Source organism: Streptomyces sp. NPDC001502, assembly GCF_042894785.1.
In the GTDB taxonomy this organism is placed as follows: Bacteria; Actinomycetota; Actinomycetes; order Streptomycetales; family Streptomycetaceae; genus Streptomyces; species Streptomyces kutzneri.
Window position 1 is genome coordinate 94,236 of the sequence record NZ_JBIAVW010000021.1, and the last position, 12,680, is coordinate 106,915.

10 protein-coding genes are annotated in these 12,680 nt (G+C 70.3%); 2 read left to right on the forward strand and 8 right to left on the reverse strand.

From position 1 onward, the window contains the following. Positions 1-110: 110 nt before the first annotated feature. From pstB to mshD, 7 genes are all read right to left on the reverse strand, one after another. The gene (gene pstB / locus ACFY0D_RS30640; RefSeq protein WP_030009312.1) at positions 111-887 is read right to left on the reverse strand and encodes a phosphate ABC transporter ATP-binding protein PstB; all 777 of its coding nucleotides are present in this window, start codon (positions 885-887) and stop codon (positions 111-113) included. A gap of 29 nt (positions 888-916) precedes the next feature. After that, entirely contained in the window at positions 917-1,999 is a 1,083-nt protein-coding gene (gene pstA, locus ACFY0D_RS30645; protein WP_390801237.1) for a phosphate ABC transporter permease PstA, read from the reverse strand. After that, the gene (gene pstC, locus ACFY0D_RS30650; RefSeq protein ID WP_390801238.1) at positions 1,999-2,988 is read right to left on the reverse strand and encodes a phosphate ABC transporter permease subunit PstC; all 990 of its coding nucleotides are present in this window, start codon (positions 2,986-2,988) and stop codon (positions 1,999-2,001) included. The genes pstA and pstC overlap by 1 nt, the downstream gene beginning before the upstream one ends. A 129-nt stretch (positions 2,989-3,117) precedes the next feature. Then, on the reverse strand, positions 3,118-4,254 hold the full coding sequence (gene pstS, locus ACFY0D_RS30655; RefSeq protein WP_351157853.1) for a phosphate ABC transporter substrate-binding protein PstS: 1,137 nt from the start codon (positions 4,252-4,254) through the stop codon (positions 3,118-3,120). A gap of 247 nt (positions 4,255-4,501) precedes the next feature. Beyond that, entirely contained in the window at positions 4,502-5,458 is a 957-nt protein-coding gene (locus tag ACFY0D_RS30660) for a CHAD domain-containing protein (protein WP_390801239.1), read from the reverse strand. Next, the gene (locus tag ACFY0D_RS30665) at positions 5,439-7,706 is read right to left on the reverse strand and encodes an RNA degradosome polyphosphate kinase (protein ID WP_390801240.1); all 2,268 of its coding nucleotides are present in this window, start codon (positions 7,704-7,706) and stop codon (positions 5,439-5,441) included. Before ACFY0D_RS30665 ends, ACFY0D_RS30660 begins: the two co-directional genes overlap by 20 nt. Before the next feature lie 373 nt (positions 7,707-8,079). Continuing rightward, entirely contained in the window at positions 8,080-9,006 is a 927-nt protein-coding gene (mshD, locus tag ACFY0D_RS30670) for a mycothiol synthase (protein WP_390801241.1), read from the reverse strand. A gap of 169 nt (positions 9,007-9,175) precedes the next feature. On the opposite strand from mshD, the gene ACFY0D_RS30675 reads away from it, so the two are divergent. Continuing rightward, complete coding sequence (locus ACFY0D_RS30675) at positions 9,176-10,993, forward strand: bifunctional metallophosphatase/5'-nucleotidase (protein WP_390801242.1); 1,818 nt, start codon at positions 9,176-9,178, stop codon at positions 10,991-10,993. Positions 10,994-11,088: 95 nt separating this feature from the next. Here ACFY0D_RS30675 and ACFY0D_RS30680 read toward each other — a convergent pair whose 3' ends face one another. Further along, positions 11,089-11,877 carry an alpha/beta fold hydrolase gene (locus tag ACFY0D_RS30680; protein ID WP_390801243.1) on the reverse strand — a complete coding sequence of 263 codons (789 nt, stop codon included), beginning with the start codon at positions 11,875-11,877 and terminating at the stop codon, positions 11,089-11,091. 126 nt (positions 11,878-12,003) lie between these two features. Here ACFY0D_RS30680 and ACFY0D_RS30685 point away from each other — a divergent pair, with 126 nt between their 5' ends. Next, positions 12,004-12,573: a TetR/AcrR family transcriptional regulator gene (locus ACFY0D_RS30685; protein WP_390801244.1), complete on the forward strand. Its 570-nt coding sequence runs from the start codon at positions 12,004-12,006 to the stop codon at positions 12,571-12,573. Positions 12,574-12,680 lie beyond the last annotated feature (107 nt).

Below are 12,680 nucleotides of genomic sequence, written 5' to 3' on the forward strand. Positions count from 1 at the left end.
CCCCACCCAGGGGGAGCCGGCCCTTTTCTTTCTTTCGCCTTGCGGTGGCACCGCCATGCAGCACCGCAGGACGTCTTGCCACGCGGCGGAGCCGCATGGAGTCTCGTGGTTTAGCCGAAGCGACCCGAGATGTAGTCCTCGGTCGCCTGGACGGACGGGTTCGAGAAGATCCGGTCCGTGTCGTCGAGCTCGATGAGCTTGCCGGGCTGGCCGACGGCCGAGAGGTTGAAGAAGGCGGTGCGGTCGGAGACGCGGGCCGCCTGCTGCATGTTGTGCGTCACGATGACGATCGTGAAGCGCTCCTTGAGCTCGCCGATCAGGTCCTCGATCGCGAGGGTGGAGATCGGGTCCAGGGCCGAGCAGGGCTCGTCCATCAGCAGGACCTGGGGCTCGACCGCGATGGCGCGGGCGATGCACAGACGCTGCTGCTGGCCGCCGGAGAGGCCGGAGCCGGGCTTGTTCAGACGGTCCTTGACCTCGTTCCAGAGGTTGGCGCCCTGGAGCGACTTCTCGACTATGTCCGTGAGCTCGGACTTCTTGAAGCTGCCGTTGAGCCGCAGGCCCGCCGCCACGTTGTCGAAGATCGACATGGTGGGGAAGGGGTTCGGGCGCTGGAAGACCATGCCGACCGTGCGGCGGACCGCGACGGGGTCGACGCCGGTGCCGTACAGGTTCTCGTCGTCCAGCAGGACCTTGCCCTCGACGCGGCCGCCCGGGGTGACCTCGTGCATGCGGTTGAGGGTGCGCAGGAAGGTGGACTTGCCGCAGCCGGAGGGGCCGATGAAGGCCGTCACGGAGCGGGGCTCCACGGTCATCGAGATGTCATCGATGGCCTTGTGGGTGCCGTAGAAGGCGGACAGTCCGGAGACGTCGATTCGCTTCGCCATGAGGGGTCACTTCGCTTTCATAAGTCGCGTCAGCGACCGGTCTTCGGGGCCTTCCAGCGGGCGATGCCGCGGGCCACCAGATTGAGGATCATGACGAAGGCGATCAGGACGAGCGCTGCGGCCCATGCCCGGTCGTAGGAGGGTTCACTACCGACCTTGTACTGCTCCCAAATGTAGAGCGGGAGCGAGGACTGGGCGCCTTCGAAGGGGTTGCCGTTGATCAGCTGGGTGCCGAAGACCAGCAGCATGATCGGCGCGGTCTCGCCGGCGATGCGGGCGACGGCCAGCATCACGCCGGTGGAGATACCGCCGATGGCGGTCGGGAGCACGACCTTGAGGATCACGCGCCACTTCGGCACACCGAGGGCGAGGGCGGCCTCGCGCAGCTCGTTCGGGACGAGCTTGAGCATCTCCTCGGTGGAGCGGACCACGACCGGCATCATCAGGATCGACAGGGCCATGGCGCCGGCGAAGCCGGACGGGCCGAAGCCGAGCATCAGGTTCCAGGTCGTCAGGATGAACAGGCCCGCGACGATGGAGGGGATGCCGGTCATGACGTCGACGAAGAAGGTGACGGACTTGGCCAGGCGGCCCTTGCCGTACTCGACCAGGTAGACGGCGGTCAGCAGGCCGATGGGGGCCGCGATCAGCGTGGCGAGGGCGACCTGCTCGATGGTGCCGAGCAGGGCGTGGTAGACGCCGCCGCCCTCGTCGAAGCTGGTCACGCCGTTCATGGAGTGGCTGAGGAAGGTGCCGCTCAGGAGCTCCAGACCGCGGGTGATCGTGGTCCACATCAGCGACAGCAGCGGGATGACCGCGAGGACGAAGCAGACCCACACGAGGGAGGTCGCGACGCGGTCCTTGGCCTGCCGGCGGTTCTCGATCACCGCGCTGGCGGTGTACGTGATGGCGATGAAGAGCAGCGCCGCGAGCAGACCCCACTGGATCTTGCTTTGGAGGCCGAAGGCGAGGCCGATGCCGCAGCCGAGTGCGATCGACAGGGCTGCGATGGCGGCCGGGGCCCAGCGGGGCAGGCCGCCGCGGGTCAGGCTGGCGGGGGCGGCGGACTTGCGGGCCCGGGTGGGCCGCTGGTCCTGGATTGCGTGGCTCATCAGGCGTTCGCCCCCGAGAAGTCCTTGCGGCGAGCGATGATCAGGCGAGCTGCACCGTTGACCAGCAGGGTGAGCAGGAAGAGGACGAGACCGGAGGCGATCAGTGCGTCGCGGCCGAACTCGTTGGCCTCGTCGAACTTCGCGGCGATGTTCTGCGCGAAGGTACCGCCGCCCGGGTTCAGGATGTGGCCCGAGATCAGGAAGCTCGGGGAGAGGACGGTCGCGACGGCCATGGTCTCGCCGAGCGCGCGGCCGAGGCCGAGCATCGAGGCGGAGATGACGCCGGAGCGGCCGAAGGGCAGCACCGACATGCGGATGACCTCCCAGCGGGTCGCGCCGAGGGCCAGTGCGGCCTCCTCGTTCATGCGCGGGACCTGGAGGAAGACCTCACGGCTGACGCTGGTCACGATCGGCAGGATCATGATCGCGAGCAGGATGCCGACGGTGAAGAGCGAGCGGGCGACGCCGACCTGGGTCTTCTCGAACACGTACGTCCAGCCGAGGTACTCGTCCAGCCAGAGGTTCAGGCCGCCCAGCTGCGGGACGAGGAAGAGGGCGCCCCAGATGCCGTAGATGATCGACGGCACGGCGGCCAGCAGGTCGACCACGTAGGCGAGGGGCGCGGCCAGCTTGCGCGGCGCGTAGTGCGAGATGAACAGGGCGATGCCGACAGCGATCGGGACGGCGATGGCCATCGCGACGATCGAGCTGACGACGGTGCCGAAGAGCAGGACGGCGATGCCGAAGACGGGCGGGTTGGCCGACGCGTTCCAGTCGAAGGTGGTGAGGAAGTTCCCCTCGTTCTTCGACAGGGCGATCGCGGCGCGGTAGGTGAGGAAGGCGGCGATCGACGCCATGATCACCAGGAGCAGGATGCCGGAGCCCTTGGAGAGCCCGGCGAAGATCTTGTCACCGGCGCGACCGGTGGATCCTCCGCTACGGGTGACAGGCGGAGCCGTGTCTATCTGGGTGGGTGTGGTGGAAGCCATGGTCTTTCCGGTCTGTGTGGGGGTCAGGCCCCCTGGCGGCGGTGCACCGGATTCCCCCGGGTGGAGGGGAAGGGTCCCGGGCCCGGTCCGCCCCCGGACGGGGGAGCGGACCGGACCTGGGGTCAGGATTTAGCCGAGGGTGTTGATGACCTCGCGGACCTTGGTGTTGATCTCGGCCGGGATCGGCGCGTAGCCGTTCTCGAGGAGGACCTTCTGGCCCGCGTCCGAGGCGGCGTAGTTCAGGAAGGACTTCACGGTCGGCAGCGTCTCGGCCTTGTTGCCCTTGTCGCAGACGACCTCGTAGGTCACCAGGACGAGCGGGTAGGCGCCCTCGGCCTTGGTGGTGTAGTCGAGCTTGAGGGCCAGGTCGGAGCCGGTGCCGGCGACCTTGGCGGCGGCGATGGCCTTGGAGGCGTTCTCACCGCTGGCCTTGACCGGGGCGGCGGCACCGGTGTTCAGGTCGACGGTCTTGATGCTCTGCGAGCTGGCGAAGGAGAGCTCGAAGTAGCCGATCGCACCGTCGACCTGCTTGACCTGGGCGGCCACGCTGGAGGAGCCGGAGGCCGACTGACCGCCCGGGGCGGCCCACTTCTTCGCGGCCTCGTACGGCCAGGCGTCGCCCGCGGTGGCCTTGAGGTACTTGGTGAGGTTCTCGGTGGTGCCCGAGTCGTCGGAGCGGTGGAAGGCCTGGATGGCGGTGGAGGGAAGCGTGACGCCCGGGTTCAGCTTCTTGATCGCCTCGTCGTCCCACTTCTTGATCTTGTCGTTGAAGATGTTGGCGACCGTGGCGGCGTCCAGGTTCAGCTTGTCCACGCCGGCGACGTTGAAGCCGAGGGCGATGGGGCCGCCGACCATCGGGAGGTCGATGCCCTGGCCGCCGGTGCAGATCTTCTTCGACTCCTCGACCTGCTCCGGCTTCAGCGCCGAGTCGGAGCCGGCGAAACCGACCGTGCCCTGGTTGAAGGCGACGATGCCCTCACCGGAGGAGGAGGACTTGTAGTTCACCTCGACGCCGGAGCAGGCGGCCATGTAGTTCTTGATCCACAGCTCGATCGCGTTCTTCTGCGCGGAGGAGCCGGAGGCCAGGAGCTTGCCCTTGGCGTCGTCGCACTTGATGTCGCCCGCGGCGGCCGCGGAGGGCTTCGCCGAGCCGTCGGCGGCCTTGGTGTTGTCGTCCGAGCCGCACGCCGTGAGGACCAGGGCGCCGGACACGACAAGCGCCCCGAGGGCGGAGGCACGAAGCATGTTCTTGCGCTGAAGCTTCACTTTTCGGGTGTTCCTTCCAGAAGCCGCCGGCCGCTTTCTGTATCGGGGCGGCGTGCGAAGAGGACTACGTCGGTGGTGCGCGGCTGAGCTGCTCGGCTTCCGGGCGACTCGCTCCGTGCATCACCGAAATTAGGCAGAACAGGTGAAGCAGCCGACCGGCCCGAGTGAACGGATGGTGAACCGTGGCGGACGACCCGGTGCGTCCCGGGCCGGTCGCACGCATCCGTCATCATCCGTTATCCGCACGTTATCGCGGCGTGACCGCGGGCTCGGGAAGCCAGAGATGCCGGAATTCGAGGCGGGCCGCCTCGACCTCGTGGCGCTGGTCGGCGTGCAGGACGCCCAGGGCGTAGGCCGTGGCCGGGGCGATGCGCGGGGTGCGGGCCGCCGTCGCCGAGGCGGTCGCGGCCTCGGCCGCGTCACGGTGGCGGTCCAGGGCCTCGCCCGCGGCCGCCGGCCGCGTCACGTCCTCGCCGAGCGCCTCGCGCGCGTACCGGTGGACCCGCAGCAGGCGGCGTACCTCGTGCCAGAGCCCGTCGTGGTCCGCGTTGTACGGGTGGGCCCCGTCGACCGGGGGCAGCGCCGCGACCGCCGCCGACAGGCGGGTTTCGGCCACGGCGGCCAGCGGGACGAGTACCTCCGCCACCCGCCCCCGGGCCGCGACCGCGTCCAGCGGGACCTCCGAGGCGAGCACCGCCACCGCGTCCGCCACCGCGTGGAAGCGGGAGGAGCCGAGCGCCTGGAGGGTGGCCGAGTGGGCGCGCGTACGGGCCAGGGTCAGCTGCCGTTCCAGCAGCGCGCCGGCCCGCGCCGAGCCCACTGTCAGCGCGCCGGCCGAGCCGCGCGGCGCCGGCAGTTCCGGGGACCCCGACAGCCGGTGCAGGGCGTCCATCAGCCGGGTCAGCCGGGCCGCGTACGCGTGCTCGTCGGCCAGGGTCGAGGACAGCCACACCAGCTCGGTGCGCAGCCCGTCGGCCCAGGAGGACTCGGTCACCACCCGGAAGGTGGCCAGGGAACCGCTGATGCGGCGCGCAGCCCCCCGCAGGCTGCGCGCCGCGTCGCTTCCTTCGGCGGCGTCGGCCCCGCTTTCCTCGTGCAGGCGCAGCCCGCGCAGGAAAGCGGTGGCCTGGGCGCGCAGGTACGCGCCGAGCACGGCACCTGCGTCCGCCGTCGCCGTAATCGGGTCATGGTTTGGCTGAGCCACGCCGGCGCCTCCGGGCGTCTATGAGCGTCTCCTGTACGTGCCGCAGCGGCTGGCCGTCCGCATCCGTGCTGTGCCGGGTCCACTCGCCGTCCGGGCCCAGGTGCCAGGAGGAGGTGGCGTCGGACATCCCGGTTTCCAGCATCCGGTCCAGTGCCGCGCGGTGGGCCGGGTCGGCGACCCTGACCAGTGCCTCGATACGGCGGTCGAGGTTGCGGTGCATCATGTCGGCGCTGCCGATCCACACCTCGGGTTCGCCGCCGTTGCCGAAGGCGAAGACCCGGGAGTGTTCCAGGAAGCGGCCGAGGATCGAGCGGACCCGGATGTTGTCCGAGAGCCCGGGGACGCCGGGGCGCACGGCGCAGATGCCGCGCACCCAGATGTCGACGGGCACTCCCGCCTGGGAGGCCCGGTAGAGCGAGTCGATGAGGGCCTCGTCGACGATCGAGTTCATCTTGAGCCGGACGTAGGCGGGGCGGCCGGCCTTGTGGTGGGCGGCCTCCTTGTCGATCCGCGCTATCAGTCCGTCCCGCAGCGAGCGGGGCGCCACCATCAGCCGGCGGTAGGTCTCGCGGCGCGAGTAGCCGGACAGCCGGTTGAAGAGGTCGGAGAGGTCCGCGCCGACCTGCGGGTCGGCGGTGAGCAGGCCGAGGTCCTCGTAGAGCCGGGCGGTCTTGGGGTGGTAGTTGCCGGTGCCCACGTGCGAGTAGCGGCGCAGCGTCTCGCCCTCCTGGCGGACGACGAGCGACAGCTTGCAGTGGGTCTTGAGGCCGACGAGCCCGTAGACGACGTGGCAGCCGGACTCCTCCAGTTTGCGCGCCCACTTGATGTTGGCCTGCTCGTCGAAGCGGGCCTTGATCTCGACGAGTACGAGGACCTGCTTGCCGGAGTCGGCGGCGTCGATCAGGGCGTCCACGATCGGGGAGTCGCCGGAGGTGCGGTAGAGCGTCTGCTTGATGGCGAGGACGTCCGGGTCGGCGGCGGCCTGCTCCAGGAAGGCCTGCACCGAGGTGGAGAAGGAGTCGTACGGGTGGTGCAGCAGGACGTCCCGCTCGCGCAGGGCGGCGAAGATGTCGGGCGCGGACGCGGACTCGACCTCGGCGAGGTCGCGGTGGGTGCCGGCGACGAACTTCGGGTACTTGAGCTCCGGGATGTCCAGCGAGGCGATTCCGAAGAGGGCGGTCAGGTCCAGCGGGCCGGGCAGCGGGTAGACCTCGGAGGCGTTGACCTTCAGCTCCTGCACCAGCAGGTCCAGGACGCCCGGGTCGATGGACTCCTCGACCTCCAGGCGCACGGGCGGGCCGAAGCGGCGCCGCATGAGCTCCTTCTCCAGGGCCTGGAGCAGGTTCTCGGCGTCGTCCTCCTCGACCTCCAGGTCCTCGTTGCGGGTCACCCGGAACATGTGGTGCGCGAGCACCTCCATGCCGGGGAACAGCTCCTCCAGGTGCGCGGCGATGACGTCCTCCAGCGGGACGTAGCGCTGCGGGGAGGCCTCCAGGAAGCGGGAGAGGAGCGGCGGGACCTTGACCCGGGCGAAGTGGCGGTGGCCGCTGACGGGGTTGCGTACGACCACGGCCAGGTTCAGGGAGAGGCCGGAGATGTACGGGAAGGGGTGCGCGGGGTCCACGGCCAGCGGGGTCAGCACCGGGAAGATCTGGTTGCGGAACAGGGTGAAGAGGCGCGCCTGCTCCTTCTCGGTCAGATCGGGCCAGCGGATCAGGTGGACGCCCTCCTCGGCGAGTGCCGGGGAGATGTCCTGCTGGAAGCAGGCGGCGTGCCGGGCCATGAGCTCGCGCGAGCGCGTCCAGATCTGGTCCAGCACCTCGCGGGGCTGCAGGCCCGAGGCCGAACGGGTGGCGACACCCGTCGCGATACGCCGTTTGAGGCCGGCCACGCGGACCATGAAGAACTCGTCGAGGTTGCTCGCGAAGATCGCCAGGAAGTTGGCGCGCTCCAGCAGGGGCGTCGTGGGATCCTCGGCGAGTTCCAGCACCCGCTCGTTGAAGGCGAGCCAGCTGCGCTCCCGGTCGAGGAAGCGTCCCGGCGGGAGCTCGTCGCCGTCCTTGTCGTCCTCGTAGGCGTCCAGATCCGCGTCGAGATCGGGCTCCAGGTCGACGTGCGGGCGGTGCGCCGAGATGGAGCCTATGCGGGCGTGGGCTCCGGTGACGGCGCGGCCGGGGGCGGCGGCGGGGGTGTGAGACGGGTGCTGGGCGGGGACCTCGGTGGGGCCTGCGCTGGGCTGGTGGCTCATGACTCCATTCTTCCGCGCACGCGGGAGGACAGGCACGTCGGAAGAGTCGGCCGTCAGTCGGAGTCGGGGCTGCATTGGGGGAGAGTCGCAAGCGCTTCTGAATGCCTGGTTAATGGCGTGTGGCTTCCCGGGTCCGGATGGCGCACGAGTCGCCTCCCGGCGGGGGTGGCGGGGGGCCGGTGCGCCCCGGCGTGCGCGGGTGCGGCGCCGGTGCGGGGGCTTCCCCCCGGCCCCCGCCGGGCGCTGCCCGGACCCCGCGCCTCAAACGTCGGCGGGGCTGGATGAGCGGGGCTCCGCCCCGGCCCCGCGCCTCAAACGCCGGCGGGGCTGGATTTGGCCCGGCGGGGGTGGAAGGGGCGGCGCGGGGGGCGGGTCAGCTTTCGGTGCGGTACATCAGGTCGACCTCGTGGGTGGTGAAGCCGAGGCCCGCGTATACGGCCAGGGCCGCCGGGTTGTCGGCGTCCACGTAGAGCATGGCCGTCGGCAGGCCCTGGGCCGCCAGGTGGCGCAGGCCGATCGCGGTGAGGGCCTTGCCGAGGCCGCCGCCCTGGGCGCCCGGGCGGACGCCGACCACGTAGACCTCGCCCAGCTGCTCCGCCGCGTGGACCTTCGTCCAGTGGAAGCCGACGAGCTCGCCGTCGCGCTCCGCGAGGAAGAAGCCCTTGGGGTCGAACCACGGCTGCGCGATCCGGTCGTCCAGGTCGCGCTGCGTCAGCGAACCCTGCTCGGGGTGATGGGCGAAGGCGGCCGCGTTCGCCGTGAGCCAGGCCTTGTCGTCGGCGCCGGGCACGTAGGTCCGTACGGTCACCCCGGGCGGGAGCACCGGCTCCGGCAGCGGGTCCCCGCCGGCCAGCGGCCGGCGCAGCTGGCGCAGCTCGCGGAAGAGGGTCAGGCCGAGCACCTGCGCGAGGTGCCGGGCGGCCGACTTGCCGCCGTGCGCCCATACCCGCAGCCGCTTGCCGGAGGCGGCCAGCAGGGCCGTGCCCATGGCCCGCCCGTGTCCGCGACCGCGCAGGGCCGGGTGCACGACGAGTTCGGCGGCCGGGGCCTCCACCGGATCGGTGTCCTCCAGTTGTCCGTAAGCGGAGAGCCGGCCGCCCTCGGTGAGCAGGAAGTGCCGGATGCCCTCGCGCGGTCCGCCGCGCAGCTGGAGCCGTCCCTGTTCGGACACGGCGGTGGTGCCGTCCGTACGCGCCGCGTCCTCGATGAGTTCGAGTACGGCGATCGCCTGTTCCTCCGTCAGCTCGTCGAGAGTCTGAATCTGCCGTCCCGGCTCAAGGGCCGCTGCTGCGTCAGTCATGGCACGAGCCTACGACCGCCGTGGGGGAGGGGCGGAGTGCGGGCGCGTGGTCGGCCCTTCTTCTGCGCGTAACCAACGCGATACCGCTACCCCCTGGTAGAGCTACGCGCGTTGACCATAGGCTTCGGCGGACCTCCCATGTCTTACCGCTGTCACATAAGGGGACTAAATGTCAGCGACGCCACAACGGCACCGCCGAACCCGCCGGTTGACCCTCACCGCCCTCGCCGTCACGGCCGGGGCCGGGGCCATGGTCGCCGCCGCACTTCCGGCCGGTGCCGCGAGTGGTGGCGGTGCGGCCAAGAGCCGGACCGTCGATGTGCAGATGCTGTCGTTCAACGACTTCCACGGCACGCTGGAGCCCCCGCAGGGCTCCTCCGGCACCGTGACCGAGCGTCAGGCCGACGGCACCACCAAGGCCATACCCGCGGGCGGTGTCGAGTACCTCGCCACCAGCCTGCGCGAGGCCCGCAAGGGCCACGAGTACTCCGTCACGGCCGCGGCCGGTGACATGATCGGCGGCAGCCCGATGCTGTCCGGGCTCTTCCACGACGAGCCGAGCATCGAGGCGCTGAACAAGATCGGCCTGGACGTCTCCAGCGTCGGCAACCACGAGTTCGACGAGGGCAAGACCGAGCTGCGCCGCATGGGTTACGGCGGCTGCCACCCGGTCGAGGGCTGCTTCGAGTACGGCAAGGAGTTCACCGGCGCCGAATTCCAGTACCTCGCCGCCAACGTCACGGACGAGAAGACCAAGCGTCCGCTGATGTCGCCCACCTACATCTGGAAGAAGGGGGACGTGAAGATCGGCTTCATCGGCGTCACCCTGGAGGGCACTCCGGACGTCGTGACCGCCGAGGGCGTCAAGGGCCTCAAGTTCGGCGACGAGATCGAGACGATCAACAAGTACGCGGCCGAGCTGAACAAGCAGGGCGTGAAGTCGATCGTCGCGCTGATCCACGAGGGCGGCCTGCCCGCCAACGGCGCGTACAACTACGACTGCAACGTCCCGGGTGCCGGCGCCGGCATCTCGGGCGCGATCGTGGACATCGCCAAGAACGTGGACTCCAAGGTCGACGCGCTGGTCACCGGCCACACGCACCAGGCCTACGCCTGCAACATCCCGGACCCGGCGGGCAACCCGCGTACGGTGACCTCGGCCGCCTCCATCGGCCGCCTGTTCACCGACACCACCCTCACCTACGACCGGCAGACCAAGGACATCGTCCGTACGCCGGTCACCTCGCCGAAGCCGGTGAACAAGATCGTGGGCCGGGACCAGCCGAAGGCCCCGGACATGACCGAGCTGATCGACCGCTGGAAGGCGCTGGCGGCCCCGATCGCCAACCGTCCGCAGGGCTTCATCTCGGCCGACATCCCCGGCCGCGGTTCCGAGGCGCCCGAGAAGCCGCTCGGCGACCTGATCGCCGACGCGCAGCTCGAAGCGCTCGCCCCGGCGGACAAGGGCGGCGCGCAGCTGGCCGTCATGAACCCGGGCGGCATCCGCTCGGACCTCGCCTACAAGGCCTCGGGTGACGAGGGCGACGGTGTGGTGACGTACGGCGAGTCCTTCACGGTCCAGCCGTTCACCAACATGATGAACATCGTGGACCTGACCGGCGCGCAGCTGATCACCGCGCTCCAGCAGCAGGTCAGCGGGCCGGTCAACGGACCGAACCCGAAGATCCTGCAGGTGTCGAAGGGCTTCACGTACACCCTGGACATGACGAAGGCGGGCGCGGACCGCATCGTCGTGGACTCGGTGAAGCTGAACGGCGCGCCGATCGACCCCGCCAAGACCTACCGGGTCGCGATGAACGAGTTCCTCGCGGGCGGCGGTGACGGTTTCACCGTCCTGAAGGAGCACAAGAACAAGCTGGTGGGCGCGTCCGACCTGGACTGCTTCAACGCCTACCTGACGAAGAACTCCTCGGAGGCGGCGCCGATCGCCCCGCCGGCGGCGAACCGGATCACCGTCGTCAAGTAGTACGCGCGTACAGCACGCCCGAAGGGGGCGGTGGGCCGACCGGCCCGCCGCCCCCTTCGGCGTTCGCCCCGCACCCCCGTGGCGGGGCTGCTGCCTCACAGGGTCGCGAGGAACGTCCCGACGGCGTCGTTGACGCCCTGGGGGTCGGTGAAGGGCACGAAGTGGTCGCCGTTCAGGGGGGTGTACGAGGTCTTGGGGCGGCGCGTGACCATCGCGTCGGCGGTGTCCTGGCGCAGGGCCTGGCTGTGGATCCCGTGGATCAGCAGGGCCGGGCAGGTGCTCGCGAGCCAGGCGTCCCAGTGGTCGCCCCGGCAGGCCTCGATGGAGTCGAGCATGTCCTGGGGGTGGAACGGCAGCCGCCAGCCCTCGCCGGAGGGGAGCGGGCGCAGGGCCTGTTCGACGAACTGGGCGCCCACCGGCCCGGCGGCTTCGAGGAGTTCCTCGCGGGTGGGGGCGGTGTACCGCATGCCGTGCAGGAAGTCGAAGAGGGGGGCCTCGGTGGTGGGCCGGATCTCGACGGTGGCGTCGATGTCGACGAGTGCGGAGATCCGGTCGGGGTGGGCGGCGGCGAGGTGGTAGGCGTTGAGGCCGCCGAGGGAGTAGCCGAGGAGGGCCACGGGGGCGTCCAGGCCGAGGTGGTCGAGGAGGGCGACGGCGTCGGAAACGTAGCCCTCGCGGCGGTAGTGCGGGGCCCGGGCGGAGCTGCCGTGGCCGCGCTGGTCGGGGGCGATGACCCGCCAGGCGTCGCCGAGGTGCGCGGCGAGTCCGGCGAAGGCGAGGCCCTCGGACAGTCCGCCGTGCAGGGCCAGCAGCGGGCGGCCGGTGCCGCCGGAGTCCACGTAGGACAGGGTGCGGTCGTCGATGTTCATTTCGTGGCGGTGCATGGTGGTTCTCCCCGTTTCGTCGATCTTGCGATCTGTCGATGCCTGAAGCCTGCCAGGATTTGGGCAAGCGTGCAAGACGTTTGTCTTGGGCGCTTGCCCAAGAGGCTGCGCGGCTACGATCCCCGCATGGGAAATCGCGAGGACCTGCTGGCCGGAGCCGGGCGCTGCCTGGAGGAGAAGGGCTATCTGCGGACGACCGTGCGCGACATCGCCACGGCCTCGGGGGTGAGCATGGCCGCGATCGGCTACCACTTCGGATCCCGGGAGGCCCTCCTCAACCAGGCCCTGTTCGCCGCCATGGAGGAGTGGGCCGCGGGGTCCGGCCGGCTCACCGGCCAGGGCGAGACCGCGGGGGAGCGCTACGCCGACACCTGGGACCGCAAGATCCGCGACTTCGGCGAGATGCGCTGGCTCTGGCTGGCTTCCGTCGAGGCCTTCGTCCACGCGCAGTCCTCGCCCGAGCTGCTCGCGATCCTCGCCGAGGGGCAGCGCCGCAACCGGCGGATGGTGGCCGCGGCCCTGCGCGGAGTGCCGCAGGAGGAGGTCTCCGAGGCGGACGTACGGGCCCTCGGCTCGCTGCACATCGCGCTGCTCGGCGGGGTGATGGTGCAGACCCTGACCGATCCGGAGCAGGCGCCCGACGGCCGTGAGCTCCTCCAGGGGCTGCGGTCCATGGTCGAGCTGCTCGAAAGCTGACCGCTACCGACAGGTAGTAAAGCTGACGTGTGCACGCCATAATCCGGCCATCACCGGGTCGGCAAAGGGGCGGGCATGGGCATCGGCATGGGCACGGTCGCGAGCGA